Annotated in this window: 20 protein-coding genes and 1 riboswitch; of the genes, 5 read left to right on the forward strand and 15 right to left on the reverse strand. The window is 26.6% G+C overall.

Annotated features, from left to right (window positions below):
* Positions 1–4: 4 nt before the first annotated feature.
* Positions 5–1,105: a sensor domain-containing diguanylate cyclase gene (locus ACFIJ5_RS16700; protein WP_379809057.1), complete on the reverse strand. Its 1,101-nt coding sequence runs from the start codon at positions 1,103–1,105 to the stop codon at positions 5–7.
* Between the two features lie 182 nt (positions 1,106–1,287).
* Between ACFIJ5_RS16700 and ACFIJ5_RS16705 the strand changes: the two genes are divergently transcribed.
* The 5 genes from ACFIJ5_RS16705 (at position 1,288) to ACFIJ5_RS16725 (ending at position 5,528) form a co-directional block, all read left to right on the forward strand.
* Complete coding sequence (locus ACFIJ5_RS16705; protein WP_379809059.1) at positions 1,288–2,130, forward strand: DegV family protein; 843 nt, start codon at positions 1,288–1,290, stop codon at positions 2,128–2,130.
* A gap of 107 nt (positions 2,131–2,237) precedes the next feature.
* A complete protein-coding gene (locus ACFIJ5_RS16710) occupies positions 2,238–2,417 on the forward strand; it encodes a hypothetical protein (protein ID WP_379809061.1) in 180 nt (59 codons plus the stop codon).
* 71 nt (positions 2,418–2,488) lie between these two features.
* Positions 2,489–2,594, forward strand: a riboswitch (TPP riboswitch).
* Between the two features lie 77 nt (positions 2,595–2,671).
* Entirely contained in the window at positions 2,672–3,319 is a 648-nt protein-coding gene (gene thiT, locus ACFIJ5_RS16715) for an energy-coupled thiamine transporter ThiT (protein WP_379809063.1), read from the forward strand.
* A 39-nt stretch (positions 3,320–3,358) separates the two neighbouring features.
* On the forward strand, positions 3,359–3,649 hold the full coding sequence (locus ACFIJ5_RS16720) for an MTH1187 family thiamine-binding protein (RefSeq protein WP_379809065.1): 291 nt from the start codon (positions 3,359–3,361) through the stop codon (positions 3,647–3,649).
* Between the two features lie 286 nt (positions 3,650–3,935).
* On the forward strand, positions 3,936–5,528 hold the full coding sequence (locus ACFIJ5_RS16725) for a ClC family H(+)/Cl(-) exchange transporter (RefSeq protein ID WP_379809067.1): 1,593 nt from the start codon (positions 3,936–3,938) through the stop codon (positions 5,526–5,528).
* A gap of 249 nt (positions 5,529–5,777) precedes the next feature.
* Here ACFIJ5_RS16725 and ACFIJ5_RS16730 read toward each other — a convergent pair whose 3' ends face one another.
* The 14 genes from ACFIJ5_RS16730 to ACFIJ5_RS16795 form a co-directional block, all read right to left on the reverse strand.
* Complete coding sequence (locus tag ACFIJ5_RS16730) at positions 5,778–6,629, reverse strand: Mrp/NBP35 family ATP-binding protein (protein ID WP_379809069.1); 852 nt, start codon at positions 6,627–6,629, stop codon at positions 5,778–5,780.
* A gap of 161 nt (positions 6,630–6,790) precedes the next feature.
* A complete protein-coding gene (locus ACFIJ5_RS16735) occupies positions 6,791–8,002 on the reverse strand; it encodes an ABC transporter permease (RefSeq protein ID WP_379809071.1) in 1,212 nt (403 codons plus the stop codon).
* Positions 8,003–8,046: 44 nt separating this feature from the next.
* The gene (locus ACFIJ5_RS16740; RefSeq protein WP_379809073.1) at positions 8,047–8,739 is read right to left on the reverse strand and encodes an ABC transporter ATP-binding protein; all 693 of its coding nucleotides are present in this window, start codon (positions 8,737–8,739) and stop codon (positions 8,047–8,049) included.
* A 2-nt stretch (positions 8,740–8,741) separates the two neighbouring features.
* The gene (locus tag ACFIJ5_RS16745) at positions 8,742–9,902 is read right to left on the reverse strand and encodes an efflux RND transporter periplasmic adaptor subunit (protein WP_379809075.1); all 1,161 of its coding nucleotides are present in this window, start codon (positions 9,900–9,902) and stop codon (positions 8,742–8,744) included.
* A gap of 69 nt (positions 9,903–9,971) precedes the next feature.
* On the reverse strand, positions 9,972–10,619 hold the full coding sequence (locus ACFIJ5_RS16750; protein WP_379809077.1) for a hypothetical protein: 648 nt from the start codon (positions 10,617–10,619) through the stop codon (positions 9,972–9,974).
* A gap of 104 nt (positions 10,620–10,723) precedes the next feature.
* The gene (locus ACFIJ5_RS16755; RefSeq protein WP_379809079.1) at positions 10,724–11,572 is read right to left on the reverse strand and encodes a hypothetical protein; all 849 of its coding nucleotides are present in this window, start codon (positions 11,570–11,572) and stop codon (positions 10,724–10,726) included.
* Positions 11,573–11,609: 37 nt separating this feature from the next.
* Positions 11,610–12,368, reverse strand: coding sequence for a prolipoprotein diacylglyceryl transferase (locus tag ACFIJ5_RS16760; protein ID WP_379809081.1), 759 nt, complete (start codon positions 12,366–12,368; stop codon positions 11,610–11,612).
* 98 nt (positions 12,369–12,466) lie between these two features.
* Positions 12,467–13,054 carry a hypothetical protein gene (locus ACFIJ5_RS16765; RefSeq protein ID WP_379809083.1) on the reverse strand — a complete coding sequence of 196 codons (588 nt, stop codon included), beginning with the start codon at positions 13,052–13,054 and terminating at the stop codon, positions 12,467–12,469.
* 60 nt (positions 13,055–13,114) lie between these two features.
* Positions 13,115–14,575, reverse strand: coding sequence for a hypothetical protein (locus ACFIJ5_RS16770; protein WP_379809085.1), 1,461 nt, complete (start codon positions 14,573–14,575; stop codon positions 13,115–13,117).
* Between the two features lie 75 nt (positions 14,576–14,650).
* Positions 14,651–15,487: a 16S rRNA (adenine(1518)-N(6)/adenine(1519)-N(6))-dimethyltransferase RsmA gene (rsmA, locus tag ACFIJ5_RS16775; RefSeq protein WP_379809087.1), complete on the reverse strand. Its 837-nt coding sequence runs from the start codon at positions 15,485–15,487 to the stop codon at positions 14,651–14,653.
* Positions 15,480–16,031: a ribonuclease M5 gene (gene rnmV, locus ACFIJ5_RS16780; protein WP_379809089.1), complete on the reverse strand. Its 552-nt coding sequence runs from the start codon at positions 16,029–16,031 to the stop codon at positions 15,480–15,482. The genes rsmA and rnmV overlap by 8 nt, the downstream gene beginning before the upstream one ends.
* 216 nt (positions 16,032–16,247) lie before the next feature.
* Positions 16,248–17,288, reverse strand: a complete 1,041-nt coding sequence (locus ACFIJ5_RS16785; protein ID WP_379809091.1) for a 3D domain-containing protein — start codon at positions 17,286–17,288, stop codon at positions 16,248–16,250.
* A gap of 204 nt (positions 17,289–17,492) precedes the next feature.
* Complete coding sequence (locus ACFIJ5_RS16790) at positions 17,493–18,254, reverse strand: TatD family hydrolase (protein WP_379809093.1); 762 nt, start codon at positions 18,252–18,254, stop codon at positions 17,493–17,495.
* Between the two features lie 104 nt (positions 18,255–18,358).
* Entirely contained in the window at positions 18,359–19,471 is a 1,113-nt protein-coding gene (locus tag ACFIJ5_RS16795; RefSeq protein WP_379809095.1) for a DUF362 domain-containing protein, read from the reverse strand.
* Positions 19,472–19,491: the final 20 nt, after the last annotated feature.

Raw genomic sequence — 19,491 nt, forward strand, 5'->3', positions numbered from 1 at the left:
ATAATTAACTCAACTTATTTTTATTTTTCTTATTTAAATACATATTCTTATCTGCTAAATCTATTATATCTGAAATTTTTTTACACTTCTGTCCATTTATTTTATTTATACCATAACTAAAGGTTAAATCAAATTTACCCACTTGTGTTTGCTTAATTTTACTTTTTATATAATCAATATTTTTTTCTACTTCTTGTAAATAAGTATTAAAAAATATTATCAAAAATTCATCTCCTGACATTCTTCCATAAATTACATCTTTATTTAAACTTTCTTTAAAAATATCTGATACTAATTTTAAAGCATCATCTCCTGCTTTATGTCCAAAATTATCATTTATTTTTTTAAAATTATCTATATCTATCATTACAAAATATAAATCTTTGTTTTTATTTTCTTTGATTTTTAAATACTGTGTAATTTCTTTTTTTATTCTTCTCCTATTATAAATTCCTGTCAATTCATCCATATAAGACATTTTAATTAATCTTTTTTTTACGAAAAAATTTTCTAATATTATTTGTAATTCTCCCTTTATAAGATTTATTAGTTTTATATCTTCACTACTAAAATTTTTACTTGGATTAGTACAATCAACATTTATTATTCCTACAAGTTTATTTTGTAGATATATTGGTGAACTTAATGTAGCCTTAATGTCAAATGCATTATGTTTTTCTAATATAAATTTACTTTGCTTGTGTAATACATTCTTATCGAATTTATAAGGATTTATTATAATAGAAGTCTTTTTAAAATTACTTAGATTATATAGATAAACTTCTTTTTTATAAAAAGTAACCTTTTTTATTTCATCTGAATATCCAAGTACAGACTTATAATGAAATTTCCCATCACTTTCTAAAATTAATATGCTGCCTTTATCACCATTTTCTATTAAATCAATAGCTGATTTTAACATCATATTATAAACAGCTTCCTTATTGTCCGTATTTATAACTTCTTGTGATAAATTTAAAATATGTTTTTTTATATTCTCTAACTTCTTTAATCGACTTCTTAAACTACATATAATAATAAATTGAATAAGTAAAACTATTACTGCTAAAAATAAACCTAAATACACTATAAATAACTTATTCATTGTATTTTATTCACCTCAACAAAATTATAAATGTTTAGTAATTATTTTACAACTTAATCAATAATATACTTATTAACATAATTCTATTGTTAATGTTTTTTTAATCATAATATATATACCTATTGCCAATAACTTAAATTAAATTTATAATTAAACCATTACTAAGTTAGGAGGAATAAATTTTGAATAAAATAGCGTTAATTACTGATAGTTTATCAGATGTAAAAAAAGAAATTGTTGATAAATATAATATTAAAATACTTCCTCTAAAAATAATATACAAAAATAAAGAATATCAGGATAAAGTTGACATAACACCCCAGGAAGTATATGACAAAATGTCTGAAGAAGTTCCAACTACTTCACTACCATCTATGGAAGAAATTAATTCACTTTTTAATAATCTTGAAAAAGAAGGTTATACTCATGCAATTGCAATTTCTGTATCCTCTGCATTATCTGGTACATATAATGCAATAAAATTAATTAGTGATGAATTCTCCAAAATTAAAACCCATGTATTTGATTCCAAATTGATAAGTATGGGGGAAGGTTCTATCGTAGAAAAATGTGCTGAACTTATAAATAATGGAGAAACTTTTGAAAAAATAATTACACTTCTTCCTAAAATAAAAAATACTGTTCATCTATATTATATAGTAGATACTTTAGAATATCTAAAAAAAGGTGGACGTATAGGAAAAGTTTCTGGCACAATAGGACAACTTTTAAATATAAAGCCTATTATTTCTGTAGGTGAAGATGGTAAATACTATACTCATACTAAAGTCAGAGGTAAAAAACAAGCTATAAACAAATTATTAGATTTGACTCAAGATATATTAAATAAATGTAAATGTAAAGCATATATAATGCATGGTGGAGCTCCTGATGAATGTAAAAAAATGTTTGAAAAATTTTCTAAGCTTCCTAACATAACTTCTATAGATACAGGTGAAATAAGTCCTGCTGCTGGTGTTCATACAGGTCCTGGTCTTTTAGGAATTGTTCTTATGGAACAATAGTCTTCTTAGCCATAAAAAATATAGAATTAAAAGATATTAAAATGAATAAAAGTATTAAAACAACATAAAATATCATCATAATAATTTTAAGTAAAAGGTGATATTTTATGTTAGGTACAATATTAGACATTAATAAAACAGATGCTTTTATAAATTTACAAGATGGTACAACTATGGATATATCTATTTCAAAATTACCTAGAAATTCAAAAATAGGCGATACTATTAATATACCTATCGATACTCCAACTTCTATCAACAATAAATCAATTAAATTCTTTATATAATTTAATTATAAAATCTCTCATATTGTTAATATAATATTAATATGCTATAATTTTATGTAGAAAATAATATATTTATATGCTAGGGGTGCCTTTTTAGGCTGAGAAATGGTTTATTTCATTAACCCTCATAAACCTGATATGGATAATACCAGCGAAGGGAAGCGATTAATCGTTTTAACCGATACCTTCATTGAAGGTTTTTTTTTATTGTCATTTTCCCTTAGCATTAATAAACTTTAAAGGGAGGTTTTTTCATGGACATTACAAAACATTTATCTGACATTTTATCACATCCTACATCTATAGCTGCACTTATAGGATTATTACTAATTATAGTAGTTCTAATGAAATTTAAAAAAGTAAAACTTGATACCCGAATGATTGTTTTAATAGGTATTTCATTAGCATTAGCTACAATTCTTAAAATGTTTAAACTTTATCATTGGCCTCAAGGTGGAAGTGTAACTCCTGGAAGTATGGTTCCAATTTTACTTATAGCTTTTATTTATGGACCCGAAACAGGTTTTTTAACTGGACTTTTATTTGGACTAATTACATTAATTTTAGATCCTTACATATTACATCCAGTACAAGTATTATTCGATTACCCTCTTCCATTTGTAATGCTTGGATTAGCTGGTTATTTTGATTATAAGAAAACTAGTACAAAACTATTGGGAGCCTTTGTAGCAATTTTTGGACGTTTCATATGTCATTTTATATCGGGAATAGTATTTTTCGGAAGTTATGCGCCAAAAGGTACATCACCAGCAGTTTATTCTCTTATGGTTAACGGACCTATCGTAGGTGTAGATGGTCTTATATGCCTGGTTATACTATCGATGTTACCAATTAATCAATTAGCTAAAATAGCTTTAAAAAAATATTCACTTCAAAATTAATACTCTTACATGAAACATATTACATAAGGAGGAATATACATGGTAATTGCAGATGTAGCCGTTATGCCTTTAGTACCCGCTGCTACTGAAGATGAAGTTTATGAATGTGTAGATAAAGTAATACATTATATAGAACAAAGTGGATTAAAATATGAAATTGGTGCTATGAGTACTACTATTGAAGGAGAATATGAAAAAGTATTTGATCTCATAAAAACTATTCATAGAATACCATTTGATAATGGATTTGAAAGAGTTATTACTGTTGTAAGAATTGACGAAAAAAAAGGTGGTATTACAATAAAAGAAAAACTAAAAAATCATATATAAAATAATTTTTAAATTATTAGTATACTACTGATTTTAAGGTTGTAATAAAACAAATTTGTATTATATTTGTTTTATTACAACCTTATTTTTAAGTTTATTAAAAATAAGATATCTTTTTATCAAAATTTTTTTTAATACTCATGTGTATTTTTATAATAATTACAATTCTTTAATTCAAACAACAATTTTAAAGAAAATACTTTACACTTTTAAGGTTGATAATATAATTTTACAGTCATATAATATTATTTGTGGTAAAAATTTATTTAATATTGGGGGAAGTCAAGTGAACATTAAGGATAAGAACAATACCTATAACACTTTATTTCACTGGCATAATTTTAGATTTAAACTAGTGGGAGAAGGTGTTATTGTTGGTTTACTATCAGGATTGCTTATAGTATTTTATCGATACTTGATTGAGAAAACAAGTTACATAATGAAAAATATTTATTCATATTCATCACATAACATTGGAAGAATCTTAATTCTTTTTATTGGTTTAGTGCTATGTGGATACATAATTGGTAGAATGGCTAAAAAAGATCCTATGTGTACAGGAAGTGGTATTCCTCAAGTTGAAGGTATATTACTTAGAAAATTAGATATGAATTGGTTTAGTGTAATAACAAAGAAATTTATTGGAGGAGTATTAGCTCTAGCTGCTGGTCTTTCTTTAGGAAGAGAAGGTCCATCTGTGCAAATGGGTGCCTGTATTGGACAAGGTTTTAGTAGGATTTTCAAAAGAATAAAAATAGAAGAAAAATTTCTTATAACAAGTGGTGCTAGTGCAGGCTTAGCGGCTGCTTTCAATGCTCCTTTAGCTGGAGTTATTTTTGCTTTAGAAGAGATACATAAAAACTTTTCTCCTCTAATACTATTATCTGCAATGTCAGCATCATTAACTGCAGATTTTATTTCAAAACAATTTCTAGGTTTAAAACCTGTATTAAATTTTAAAGATACTCGTATTTTACCCCTTAGATATTATTTGTATTTAATTATCTTAGGAATTATAATTGGTATATTTGGAATATTATTCAATAAAACACTTTTAAAAACACAAGACATATATAAAAAACAAAAATGGTTACCAGTTGAATTTAGACCTATAATTCCATTTATAATTGCAGGGATATTAGGATTAACTATGCCAAATTTACTAGGTGGCGGACATAAATTAATTATGTCTTTAACAAAATGTAGTTTTTCAATAAAACTTTTATTGGTTTTCATTGTTATTAAATTTTTCTTTACTATGATAAGTTATGGTTCAGGAGTTCCAGGCGGTATTTTCTTTCCTTTATTAGTTATTGGAGCACTTACTGGTGATGTGTATGGACAACTATTAGTAAAATATATCCATCTAAGTCCTGACTTTGTTGAAAATTTTATAATATTAGCTATGGCAGGATACTTTACTGCTATTGTTAAAGCTCCAATTACTGGTAGTATTCTTATAACTGAAATGACAGGTTCATTTCATCATCTACTACCATTAACTATAGTTTCTATTACTTGTTATTTAGTAACTGATTTATTAAATTCTAATCCAATATATGAAAGTTTATTGGAAAAACTTTTAAAGAATAATACAACAAATGAATTTGTAGGTGATCATAATAAAAAAATTCTATTAGAATTTGCAGTAACTTTAGGTTCTGTCATTGAAGGTGAGAAGATAAAGAATTTGAAATGGCCAAAAAGTTGTTTGTTAGTAGCTGTTAAACGTGGTGAACATGAACTTATTCCTAAAGGCGATACTACAATTTATGGTGGTGATTATTTACTTGTATTAGTTGATGAAGATATGGCTTCTGGTATAAGGGATGTTATAGAAGAAATGTGTAGAGAATGTGATGTTAAGCAAGACACATAAACTTATTTAAACTAAAAAATGCTGTTGATTTATATCAACAGCATTTTTTAGTTACTAACTCAACTTTAGCAGGTGAAAAATAACCGCTACGGCAAATGATATCTTGCTTAGAAACCTTTCACTTCAGTAACAAGTTCAAATATTTCTTACGCAATATATCATTTCCCTTCGCTAGACAGTATTTTTTACTGCGAAAGTTGAGTTACTAATAGATTAATATACTATTTTAATGAATCTTCATTATACAAATTATTTATTATAACTTGCAACAAAATTATTTATTAACTCTTTATATTTATCTGATTCATTTACATATTCTTCTGCTTTTGATTGTTCCATGTTTTCAACTAAATCTAAATTTATTGGCATCTCTGCAAGTAGAGGTATTCCCAAATATTTAGCTTGTTCTTGAGCTGATTTTCTACTAAACACTCTTATTTTTTCATTACATTTCTCACAGACTACATATGACATATTTTCTACAACACCTAAAATATCTATATTTAATTTTTGTGCCATTACAACAACTTTTTTAACAATCATTGAAACCATGTCTTGAGGTGTTGAAACTATAACCATTCCACTAACAGGTACAGTCTGCATTACTGTTAATGCTACATCTCCTGTTCCTGGTGGCATATCTATCAATAAATAGTCTAAATCTCCCCATAAAGTATCTGTATACATTTGATTCAAAACTCCTGTAATTACAGGTCCTCTCCATATAACGGGTTGATCTTCTTGTTCTGTTAAAAGATTTAAAGACATAACTTTTATTCCTAATTTAGTTTCTACTGGCTCAAATCTAATATCATTTTCATTTTCTCCTGGAAGCATATTAGCCCTTTTTTCATTAATACCAAAAAATCTTGGCATTGATGGACCTGTTATGTCAGCATCTAGTACTCCTACTTTATATCCTGCTTTTCTCAATTCAACGGCTAATATTCCAGTTATTGTAGATTTACCAACTCCACCTTTACCGCTTATAATTCCAATTATATTTTTTACTTTTCCGTATTTAGGTAATACTTTAGTATCTACAGCTTTACTTTTAGTACTACAATTACCTTTACTTGGACATGTATCACATTGGCTCATTGTTATCTCCTGATTTTACATATAAAATCAAATCAGGATGTTCACCTCCTTAGTGCTATTTAACTTACTATGTGAGCATATAACAAATTTTATATATCACATTTTTATATTATAACACTTAATTATGGGCTTATGCTAGTTTACTTTATTATAGATATTATTTATTCATATCTTAATGCATCTATTGGATTTAAATTTGATGCTTTTTTTGCAGGATATATTCCAAAAAACATGCCCACTGCAGATGAAAACAATATAGCACCTAATATTACTTTTATAGATATACTTGGAGTTATATTTGCCATCATACCTATAATTTCTGCTCCTAAAATACCAAGCATCATACCAATAATTCCGCCTATTAATGATATTATTACAGATTCTGTTAAAAATTGAATTAATATAGTATTAGTAGTTGCCCCTATAGCCTTTCTTATTCCAATTTCTCTTGTTCGTTCTGTAACTGACACAAGCATTATATTCATAACACCAATCCCACCAACTAGCAGTGATATTGCTGCAACTGCTCCTATAAAAGCAGTAAAAATCCCCAAAACTTTATTAACTTGGTCTAATTGTTTTAATACATTTTCTGCATTATATACTTTATCTCCCCTATTATTATGTATGCTCTCAAGTATATTTATAGCTGCATTACCTGAATATTCACTTTCTTCTTTAGATTCAGCCATTACACTAATAGTATCTATATGAAAATCGTTAGAATATATATTTTTTAAAAAAGTAATAGGTGTATACATTATAACTGGCATGTTCGTATTTTCAGTTGACATGAAAGGATTTTCAAATCCTTTTATTACTCCTACTATTTTTGCTTTTTTCTTTGACGATGCTGATCCAACCTGTACACTCTTACCCACTACATCTTCATATCCAAATAATGCTTTTGCAGAAGCTTTATCTAAAACTACTACTGCTTCTCCTTCTACATATTCTCTTTCATTAAAAAATCTTCCATACAATACTTCTACGTTTTCTATATAACCTAAATCTGTATTTCCACCTACTATAAAAGCTGTTTTATTTTTTATATCAGAACTTACACTACCCCGTTTCTGCACTACTGGAGTAACATATTTTATGGAATCTACTTTATCTTTTATTGTTTTTACATCTTTTACTTGTATATATTCATTTTTCTCTGCTTTTGACGAATCAACTTTTATATTTACAGTTGCTGATCCTATTTTCTCAAATTCTCCTGTTATAGCCTCTCTAGCTCCTTCACCTAAAGAAACTATAGTTATTACTGAGCTTATTCCTATTATTATTCCTAACATTGTAAGAAAAGATCTAAGTTTATTGCCTTTTATACTTTCAAGAGCCATTTTAAAATTTTCAAACAATTTCATAGTAAAACTACCTCCATTTCAATATGGAAAGTCATTATTATCAATTACAATTTAATTCTACCTTTTACAAGTTCATCTGTAAGTATTTCTCCATCTCTAAATCGTACTATTCTTTTAGTATATTTTGCAATCTCAGGTTCATGAGTTACCATAACTACTGTAGTTCCTTCTTCATTTAGTCTTTGAAAAATCTTCATTATTTCCATGGATGACTTAGTATCTAAATTACCTGTTGGTTCATCTGCCATTATTACTGATGGATTATTTACTATAGCTCTTGCAATAGCCACTCTTTGACGCTGTCCACCTGATATCTCATTTGATTTATGTTTTACTCTTTCTTTTAATCCCACTCTCTCAAGTGCTTCTAATGACCTTTTTCTTCTTTCCTTAAATGGTAATCCTGCATACACCATTGGAAGTTCTACATTTTCAAGTACTGTCATTCTAGGAAGCAAATTAAATGCTTGGAATACAAAACCTAATTCCTTATTTCTTATATAAGCAAGTTCATTATCTGATAAATTTGATATATCATTACCATTTAATATATATTTACCTTCATATTCATTGTCAAGGCACCCTAATATATTCATAAAAGTAGACTTTCCTGAACCTGATGGACCCATTATAGAAGTAAATTCTCCATTTTCTACTTTTAAATTTATTCCCTTCAATGCTTTAAATTCAAAACTTCCTGTTTTATAACTTTTAACTATACTTTTAACTTCAATCATCGTTAATTTTCCTCCGTATATTCCTTAACTAAAGTACCATTTTTTATAGAAGCGCTTGGATTCAAAATAACCTTTTCCCCTTTTTTTAATCCCTTTAAAATTTCTACTTCCATATCAGATTGAAGTCCTAAACTTACTTTTCTTTCTTCTGCTTTATTATCTTTCACTACATATATATAATTATTTCCTTTTTTATCTACCTTAATAGCTTCTGCTGGTATTTTAAGCGTATTTTTTCTTTCACCAACTAATATGTCTACATCAGCATCAAATCCTATTTTTAAGTCATCACTTTTTTCTAATAACTTAACTTCAATTCCTAAAAAGGTTTCTTTACCTGTACTAGACATTTCTTCTTTTGCCGCTGGATCTATAAATGAAACCTTTGCCTTATATTGTTTATTGTGACTTTTTACTATAGCTTGTTGATTTAATTTAATTTTACTTATATCATACTTACCTAGTGATATTTTCATTTTTAAATTTTGAATATCTTTAACCACTAATGCAGGCTGCATTCCATTATCTACAGCACCTTCTTTAACATTTATTGCTGTTACTACACCATCATTCTCACATATTAATCTACTCTTACTCTTTGCTAAATTGTTTTTAGCATTGTCAAGTGATATTTTAGCAAGTTCTACTCCATTTTTAGCTTGCTTAATTTTTTCTTCTGATATAGTGGGAATAGCATCTCTTTGCTGCTTTAGCGTTTCAACTTTAGCTAATTCTTGAGGATTATTACTTTTTTCTAATTTACTTATTTCTGAATTCAATTTACTTATTTTATTATCTACACTTTTCTTTTGATCTAATAAATCATCTTTTTGAAGAACTGAATTATTATACTGAAGTTCTGCTTGCTTCACAGCTGCATTTAAATCAGGAACATCATAATTTATTAAAACATCGCCCTTCTTTACACTTTGCCCTTCTTTAACATTTATTTTACTTACTTTACCCTGAACTCCATAATAATCTTTACTACTTTGAGATTCAATTTTACCATTTGTAGATAGATATGCTTTCAATCCTCCTTCATTTACTATTGTAGTTTTTACTTGAGAATACATTTTCTTATTTTTGTTTATAAGTCTAATTCCTATTAATGAAGCTATTACTATTACACTAATTACTAAAAACCAAATCTTTTTTTTCATACTTTGCCACCTCATTAAAATCTCTATTTAGTATATTAAATCACAAAATGATTTTAATATAAAATCATTTTAATATAAAAATAGTTTTCCGTCAACTAATTCTCTATTATTTTTCATTTGTTTATAAATATACTTATATTTATTTGTATATTCTTCTTTTAAAAATGTTGGGCAACATTTCAATGCTTTTCTTATGTATTTAAATGCTTTTAAATAATCTCTAAAGGCTCCATACAAATTAGCCATATCATAATAATATCTCCAAGGATACTTAATTTTATGTTCGATTTTATTATAATCAATATAATTTTTATAACATGGTACTGCAAATGCCTTATATAAAATAGCACTATGATCCTCTTCCATTACATTAGCAAATTTATTTAATTCATATAAATAACATTTATTTACTTCTGGATTATATAATAAAACTATCTCCATAAAATTACTTATATGTTTAATTAATTTTATATTTCCATATGGAAATATATTTGATAATTTATGTATAAATATTTCAATTCTGTTCTTATCTATATTTTTTTTACTATATAAAAATCCTAAAGTACCTAAAAGTTCTACTAAACTTTCTTCTACACCTTTTTTATTTATAAAATCTTTAACTATATTTATAATATAATTTTCTAGTATATTGCTAGCTTCATTAATATCATGATATTTTATTATATTACATATATATTCTTTAAACTTATAGTTCACTTACATCACCTCTTTGTTATTATTTGCTTTTATAAAATTAAATAAACAAAAAAAGACTGTATAAAAACAAGTTGTTACTTTTATACAGTCTTATTCAATGTAATTTAAAAAGTTTTATTATCCATTTTAGGTTTCTTATCTTCAAATATATTAAATTTCCAATTTCCATCTTCATATTTATTCCATATGTAGTAAACTTTTTCACTTTTGTTATTGTTATTTAGAAATTTAACTATGCCTTTATATAAATTACTTTTGTAACCTTCTGTAGTAATTTTCATTATAACTTGAAAATCTTTATTATCTCCTTCTAGTAATTCTGCTTTAATATTTTTAGATTTAATATCTGATTTAAAGTCCTCTAAATCTGATGATAGTAAAAACTTATTCATTTCTACATCATTATTGATATCTATACCTATAGTTTCATCTTTATCAAGATTACTAACATACTTGTTTAAAACTTCTAGTAATGATCCATAATAAACTTTACTAAAGTTTTTAGGTATTGTTATATCATAAAAATTTTTAATTATATCATTGTCCAATCTTTTAGACACAAGATAAACATTGTTATTTTCATCATATAAATTACCACCATTTTTTTTATCTATACCTACTACATAATTAAACTTATGAACACTTTCATCATTTTCATACATTTCAAATACATAATCTGGTTTAAGTGTTGATTTTTTATTTGTTTTCTTACCAGATGACAATATATCATAAATACCTGAAATAGCTTTTTTATCTTCTACTATAAACCTAAATCCTTTATCTCTAGTACTTTGTATTGCTATCTTACTTATCTTTCCTTGCTTTATATATTCAAAATCCTCATTTTTAAATCCACATTTCACTTTTAACTTATCTATTTTTTCGCAACCTATAAATAGTGATGGAATAATTAAAATCATAAATACAATTAACAATTTCCTTTTGTAATCCACTTTTTTTCCTCCTATTATTGTAGATTATTTATTTAAATTAAACATTACTTTTCTTTTTAAATTTATCAATATTAAAAAATATCAATCCTACAATCAGTATAAGTATACTTATAAATTGTGATGTTGATAAAATTCCTACAGTTCCTCTTGGATCATCTCTTAAAAATTCAACCATAAATCTACCAATACTATATACTATAAAATACATAGCTAATACCCTTCCTTGCTTATTATTTTTTCTATCATACCATAACAAAAAAAATGCAAGAAAAAAATCAAATACAGAGGAATATAATTGTGTAGGATGTCTTAATATACCTTCTGGGGCAAACATAGAATTTTGAAATTCTACTCCTATAGGAAGTGTAGTTGGTTTTCCATAACAACAACCCGCTAAAAAACATCCTATTCTTCCAAATCCTTGTGCTAGAGGTATTGATGGAATAACTAAATCAAATACATCAAGTGTATTCCATTTCTTCTTTTTTGAATATAAATAAACTGCTAAAGCACCACCTAAAATTCCACCATATATAACAAATCCATATTGTATATTCTTAAGGATTTCAGGATTGATTACTATATTTTTCAATTCAGTAATTATAAATAATAATTTTCCTCCTAGCACACCACTTACAATAGCTATTATAGCCATATTAGTTATACTATCATCATCATATTCTCTTTGCTTAATTCTATAATTTAAAAGAATAAGTGCTGCCGCTACTCCGATAGCTATCATAGTACCATATCCGTAGACTTTAATACCAAATATTTCGAACAATACGGGTCTCATTATATTACCTCCTGTCAAATAAATAAAGAGAAGTTTTACCTTCTCTTTAAAATAAATTATAATACTATAATTGTTTTTAAGCAATTTTTTTATGAATTTTATATAATTTTTAGAGTATTAACTATAGTTTGAAAAATTGTAGGCATATTTTCTTTAAAATTCTCTTTTCGTACAAAAAAGGAAAATCTCAAAAATCCTTCTTCTCTTTTTATAAAATATTCATAAGAATTATAAGTATAATTTTTACCATCAACTAATGAATAAGTTACTAAATATCCTTTTTCATTATTTACATTGAATTGTTCAATTTTATAATCGTTTATTACATTTTGTTCTAATGCTATTTGTTTACTATCCTCTAAAAACTTTTTTAAGCTCTTATTAATATTCCATACCTGAACAAAACCATAAATATTATTATCTTTAGAAGCGAACTCATTGTGATATATAATCTCCTTACCTTGAAACTGTCTCTTTTTAGTTTTCCATTCTTCTGGAAGCTTGTAAGTATATTTATTATCTAAAATAGAATATTCTTTTAAAGAATTTATATTACTGTGCATAAGAGCTGCAAATTTTAATCTATGATCAAAATTTTTTTCAAAAACAATTAGCATAAGCATAAGACCTATTATAATAAGTGTAACCCCAATTTTTTTACCATTTAAAGTTATGATTTTTATCATTTATTTCCTCCCATATAGTTCAACTCTCTTTAACACTATATGAATTAGAAATATAAAATATTACTTTTTCTTCTTAACTGGAATGAGTATATTAGATGTTTTAAAATCATAAAACATCAACCAATATCCCTCTGACTCACAATTTTTTCTATTATGCATCCATGTTACAAATCCAGTTCTACCTGCATATGGTTGATATTTTGTAGATTTTCTTCCAGGAATTGCATAGACAATATATTTTATCTTTCCTTTTTTATCATATTTGTAGCCAACTAAATAGTGATTATATTTTTTTATATAAGGATAATAACAAATCATAGGATAATATATAACTACATATTTATCATAGTCAGACATATCACACATATCTTCTACACTTTTTATAGGTACTTTATACCATTTACAGTTTTTAATTTTACTAAATACATTAGTTACCTCTTCAAAGTCTTCTGTTAAATCCTCAAAAAATTCACCTGTTGGTCCTTTTTTACAACCACAGCATCTATTGTCTTTATTGCAATTTTGTTTATAATATACTTCATTCATAAAATCATTTGATTTTCTATATGGACTATCTATATTATTTTCTTCATCACTTACTTTATTATATTTTTCCTCTTTTTTCTTTTCTATTTCTTTCTCTTCATCCCCTAAATTACTTTTTTCATTTACAGAACCTTTCTCTTCATCCACCTTTTCAACTTCTTCATTTCTATAATCTTTTTCACTTATTATTACTTTCTTTTCTTCATCTACTGTTTCATTATCTAATTCTTCTACCTGTACATCTTCTTTATTTTCTTTATCTACTTCATCTTTATCTACTTCTATGCTTTTTACTTCTTTTCTTACTTTTTCACTTTGTATTTCTTCTTTATTTTCTTTACCTACTTCCTCTTTATCTACTTTTATGCTTTTTACTTCTTTTCTTACTTTTTCACTTTGTATTTCTTCTTTTATTTTGTGATCATTTTCTTTATTTGTCTCTTCTGCTGATTCTTCAATTTGTTTTTCTTTATTTTTCTTTGTATCTTCTATTGATTTTTCATACTGTTCGAATATATTATCCTTTTCTTCTCTCTTATTATCACTATCAATCACTACATATCGTTTCCAATCATTTGGAATATCCGTAGTAGTAAATCCGCTCATTACAGATATTATGTTAGAATCGATTTTTTTAGCTACTGCTGCTCCTATAATTTTATCGACGGATATGTTTGAATTAGCTATATTTGTTACATCATACTCATAACTCACATCACTTCTTCCATGTTCATCTAAATTTAAATTGCCTATGTTAATTAATTTATTAGTACCTTTCTTTCCACATATAAGTATCATACAGTATTTATGTGATTGAGCTTTTAAATTTTGTACATAATAAGAAACTTTACACTTAGAATTTTTTATTTCTATTTTAGCATAACCGGTAGGTGCTTTTCCTGCTGCTAACCCGTAACCTCTTTCATCTTCTTGTAATATTATAAAGTATCTACTATAACTTTTCTTTGAAGTCAAAACTAGTCCCTCCATTAATATTATTCAATATAATATATGAGGGACTATGCAAAAAGTGAACTTTATAATAAAATTTTATTTTATTTTACATATATGATTACATAAATTTGCAAATTCTTCTATAGATAATGTTTCTCCTCTTCGTTTAGGATCTATATTAGCATTGTTTAAAGCCTGTTGTAATTTATCTTTTTCTATTCCTAAATTTTTAAGTGCATTCCATAAAGTTTTTCTTCTCATATTAAATGCATCTCTTATTATTCTAAAAAATAATTTTTCATCATCTACATCTACTTTTGGTTTTTCTTGCCTATCTAACCTTATAATTATAGACTCTACTTTAGGTCTAGGTACAAAACAAGCTGGTGAAACTTTTCTTATAATTTTAGTATTGCAATAATATTGTATAAGCAATGTTAATGCACCATAATCCTTAGAATTTGGTTTTGCATTCATTCTTTGAGCTACTTCTTTTTGTATCATTATAGTTAATGATTTGAATTTATGCCTTCCGTTTAATAAATTAGATATTATAGGTGTAGTAACATAATATGGTAAATTAGCTACTACTTTTACATTTTGCTCATTTCCTATAAGTTCTTTATAATCTACTTTTAGTGCATCATTATGTATTAATTGAAAATTATCATATTCTTCAAGTTCTTTTTCTAAAATAGGTATTAATTTTGAATCAATTTCTATTGAGCATACTTTTTTTGCTCTTCTCAATAATTCTTTTGTAAGTGTCCCAACCCCAGGACCAATTTCTATAACAAAATCGTCTTTACAAACTTCTGATCCTTCTATAATATCAATAATTACATTATTATCAATTAAAAAGTTTTGTCCTAAACTTTTAGTAAACTTAAAACCATACTTTTCTACTACTTCTTTTGTATTTAAATTACCCATGATTCATCTCCTTATTTATTTTATCAATAGCTTTAACAAATTCTTCTTTAGTTATTCCAAAATTATTGAGTCTCGCTATAAATTGTGCTGCATTGCAGTATCCTACTCCAAGTTCTTTTCCTAATCTATCTCTTCTTTCCTTTGAATCTTTATGTCCACATAATTTAAAATAAAACATATCCTGCATTGTGTATACTTCTCTTTTTTCTTTCACTTCATATTTCGCCTTTTTCAATGCTCTTATAATACTCTCAGGCGATGCATTTTCAACACCTATATCACCATCTTTTATACCTTCCTTTTGAGAAATATATGCATGTTTTATACCTTTAACTCTTTTAGATATTATTTTTCTTATTTTTTCTCCTGCGAAATCTGGATCTGTTAATACTATAACACCTTGTCTTTTCTGCGCTTCTTTTATCTTATCTATAACTTTTTTATTTATTCCAAAACCACCAACAGCAATCATCTCTGCATCTACTGCTCTTTTTACCGCTGTAATATCATCTCTTCCTTCAACCACAATTACTTCTTTTATCATTTAAATTCCTCCAAACATATTATGTCCTAAATAACATTTTCTTTCTTTTTTTATTGTATGTCAATATTTCAAGTAAATTTCTCAACTATATTTATTTTCATTTCAACTTTCGCAATAGAAAATACTGTATAGAGTAAGAAACATTTAATATCAATTAATAATTAATGTTGAGTTTTTATCAAATAAAAAATGGAGCCTTTTAGCTCCATTTAATCTCTATTTTAAGACATAAATATTAACCCATTTTACGCCCCAATTTCTAGCTTGAGATTCACTATTTAAGTATACATCTATTTTACTTCCCTTTATAGCTCCTCCAACATCCTCTGCTATAGCTAGACCATAGCCTTCTACATAAACCTTTGTTCCTAAAGGTATAACTCTTGGATCTACTGCTATAGTACTATATCCTCTTGAATTTCTTTTAGCCTTTGTTCCTGTAGCAGTTATTCCAAACCCTGGACTTCCAGGATATTTTCCTGTACATGCTAAACTAGATGTATATGCTGTAGCTTTAACTTTAAGCGACCTTTTGTAATTATATGAACCTCCACGAGATGGTCTTATAACTCCAAGTGTACCTATTGCTACTATCTGTGAAACTGGTTTTTTAGTAACAGACTCACTTACAACTTTTCTTGATACTTCTTTTCCATCTTGATAAGTTACTTTTGTAGCAATAACCTTTTGACCTTTTGCACCATTTTGTATTACTTTTCTTTTATTTTTTTCTAAAGTATCATCTTTTTTCATTACTGTAGAAAATTCTACTGGTTTAGCTTCTTTTAAAACCTTATACTCTACTCTTGCTATAGAAACTAACAAATCTTCATTTATCTTTTCTGTATTAGATGGATTTACTTTATCATCTTTATCAATTTTTATGCCTTCTGCTTTTAACATATCACCTATATTGTTTTCAGCAGTTTTTATATTTAAAATTTTTCCATCTACTTTTACTTTTATATCTATAGCTTTCTTTATATATATCTTGTCCCCGTCTTTAACTTTAGTGTCTAGTTTTTTACTTATTTTATCCTTTTTTCCTATACATATATCATTTTTCTTTAGTATATTATCTAATTGACTTCTATAAGTAACTATTTTTTTCTCCTTACCGTCAATTACTACTGAAACTGTCTTTTTCATGTTTACAATCCCCATAAGCAATGCTAACAATATCAGGACCGCAATAACCAGAGCCATTGGACCTTTTGAAAAACACCTACTAATAAGATCCTCCGCTTTTTGTTTCATAGTAAATTACCTCCCTTTAGGCATAAACAAAAAGTATTATATAGACTTTTAATCAAATTGTCAAATTTTTATGTCTTTTGTCATTAGGTCAAAATGCATAATATGCATAATATATTTAAAATGATTATAAAATATAATCATTCAACCCGCCATTAGGGATATATTGAAATATTTGGTATTATTATTTACTTTTTTATAATAGAATTAAATGTGAAATAGTTTTTTGGTATTTTTAATAGTAGCCTCTTCTAAAGTTTTAAGTGGTATATCTCTAATTTTTGATATCTTTTCTAGTATGTATTTTATATAATCAGACCTATTACATTTTCCTCTATTAGGAACTGGAGCCATATATGGACAATCCGTTTCTACAAGTAATCTATCTAATGGAACTTCTTTTGCTACCTGTACTACTTTTTTAGCATTTTTAAATGTAACCACACCTGTAAATCCTATATAATATCCTAATTTTAAACATTCTCGTGCAAATTCAATACTGCCTGAAAAACAATGAATTACTCCTTTTACATTTGGATACTCTTTGATTATTTCTAAAGTATCTCCATGTGCATCTCTGTCATGAATAATTACTGGCATATTTAATTTAGCTGCTAATTCCATTTGTTTTCTAAATGCTTGCTTTTGGATTTCTCTTTCTGGATTTTCATCACCATAATAATCTAATCCTATTTCCCCTATAGCTTTAACCTTTTCATATTTAGAAAGTTCTTTAAGTTCCTTTAATATCTCTTTATTAACTTCATTTGCATATTCTGGATGTATTCCTACCGCTGCATAAAAGAAATCATACTTACTTGCAAGTTCTACAGAGTCTCTTGATCCTTGTACCGAGGCTCCACAATTTATTACTCCAATAACTCCATTTTCCTTTAGTTCCCTTATTACTTGTTCTCTATTATTTTGAAAAGCTTCATCATCATAATGAGCATGTGAATCAAAAATCATACTTATCCTCCCTTGTGTGAACAATGCCAAATAATCTATTTTAAATTATTACAACATATTACTATTAATATAAAATTTTATATTTTATTATACGATTCAATTTATTATTTAATTACTACTAATTCATAATTTTTATTTCCAAGTCCAATTTTTTCAGCATGTTCAATGCCACACTTCCAATTAGTATTTATATATAAACTATTAAATTTATCGTCACATTCATGAATATGTTTTTCATCTAATTCACAGCCTTTAGCAATTGGAGTTTTATTTACTAAATCTACTGAAGCCATATCTAATGCAACCGGATCAAAAGACGCTGCTATCCCTATGTCAGGGACAATAGGAACATCATTGTATGCCCAACAATCACAATTTGGTGATACATTCATTATAAAGTTTATGTGAAAATTAGGCTTATTGTTAACTACAGCATAAGCATATTCAGCTATCTTCTCATTAGCAATATCAGCTGCTTCATCCCATTTTACTAATGATGCATCATGTCTACATACAGCTACACATTGACCACATCCAATACATTTATCATAATCTATGTCTGCTTTTTTATTTTCATCAAAACTTATAGCATTTACTGGACAATGACTTATACATTGACCACAAGAAACACAATTTACTTTTTTTATCCAAGGTTTAGATGCAGAATGCATTTCCATCTTTCCACCACGTGATCCGCATCCCATACCTAAATTTTTAAGTGCTCCTCCAAAACCAGTCATATCATGTCCTTTAAAATGATTCATAGATATTACTATGTCTGCATCTGCAATAGCTGTTCCTATCTTAGCCTTACTACAATGCTTCTTGTTTATTTCTATTTCTCTATAACTTGTTCCTTTGATTCCATCTGCAATTACTATATGACATCCTACAGTTAAAGGATTAAATCCATGCTGATACGCTGTTTGCAAATGATCTAATGCATTAGCTCTTTTTCCTGAATATAAAGTATTTGCATCAGTCAAAAATGGTCTACCACCTAATTCTTTTATAAGATTTACAACTTGAGCTGCATAATTAGGTCTTATATAAGCTAAATTTCCTGGTTCACCAAAATGTATTTTTATTGCAGTAAATTTATCTTTAAAATCTATCTTTTTTATACCTGACTGTATCAATAAACTATTAAATTTATGAATCAAATTTCTACCTGGTTTAGTTCTTAGATTCATAAAATATACTTTAGATTTTGACATATATATTCCCCCTCACTTAG

Source organism: Haloimpatiens myeolchijeotgali, assembly GCF_042688525.2.
Taxonomy (GTDB): domain Bacteria; phylum Bacillota; class Clostridia; order Clostridiales; family Clostridiaceae; genus Haloimpatiens.

What these genes read in the sequence shown, in the direction of transcription:
- ACFIJ5_RS16700 (WP_379809057.1), bottom strand. Translation starts at nt 1,105, where the DNA reads ATGAATAAGTTATTTATAGTGTATTTAGGTTTATTTTTAGCAGTAATA.
- ACFIJ5_RS16710 (WP_379809061.1), top strand. Translation starts at nt 2,238, where the DNA reads ATGTTAGGTACAATATTAGACATTAATAAAACAGATGCTTTTATAAAT.
- thiT (WP_379809063.1), top strand. Translation starts at nt 2,672, where the DNA reads ATGGACATTACAAAACATTTATCTGACATTTTATCACATCCTACATCT.
- ACFIJ5_RS16720 (WP_379809065.1), top strand. Translation starts at nt 3,359, where the DNA reads ATGGTAATTGCAGATGTAGCCGTTATGCCTTTAGTACCCGCTGCTACT.
- ACFIJ5_RS16730 (WP_379809069.1), bottom strand. Translation starts at nt 6,629, where the DNA reads ATGAGCCAATGTGATACATGTCCAAGTAAAGGTAATTGTAGTACTAAA.
- ACFIJ5_RS16735 (WP_379809071.1), bottom strand. Translation starts at nt 8,002, where the DNA reads ATGAAATTGTTTGAAAATTTTAAAATGGCTCTTGAAAGTATAAAAGGC.
- ACFIJ5_RS16740 (WP_379809073.1), bottom strand. Translation starts at nt 8,739, where the DNA reads ATGATTGAAGTTAAAAGTATAGTTAAAAGTTATAAAACAGGAAGTTTT.
- ACFIJ5_RS16745 (WP_379809075.1), bottom strand. Translation starts at nt 9,902, where the DNA reads ATGAAAAAAAAGATTTGGTTTTTAGTAATTAGTGTAATAGTAATAGCT.
- ACFIJ5_RS16760 (WP_379809081.1), bottom strand. Translation starts at nt 12,368, where the DNA reads ATGAGACCCGTATTGTTCGAAATATTTGGTATTAAAGTCTACGGATAT.
- ACFIJ5_RS16765 (WP_379809083.1), bottom strand. Translation starts at nt 13,054, where the DNA reads ATGATAAAAATCATAACTTTAAATGGTAAAAAAATTGGGGTTACACTT.
- rsmA (WP_379809087.1), bottom strand. Translation starts at nt 15,487, where the DNA reads ATGGGTAATTTAAATACAAAAGAAGTAGTAGAAAAGTATGGTTTTAAG.
- rnmV (WP_379809089.1), bottom strand. Translation starts at nt 16,031, where the DNA reads ATGATAAAAGAAGTAATTGTGGTTGAAGGAAGAGATGATATTACAGCG.
- ACFIJ5_RS16785 (WP_379809091.1), bottom strand. Translation starts at nt 17,288, where the DNA reads ATGAAACAAAAAGCGGAGGATCTTATTAGTAGGTGTTTTTCAAAAGGT.
- ACFIJ5_RS16790 (WP_379809093.1), bottom strand. Translation starts at nt 18,254, where the DNA reads ATGATTTTTGATTCACATGCTCATTATGATGATGAAGCTTTTCAAAAT.
- ACFIJ5_RS16795 (WP_379809095.1), bottom strand. Translation starts at nt 19,471, where the DNA reads ATGTCAAAATCTAAAGTATATTTTATGAATCTAAGAACTAAACCAGGT.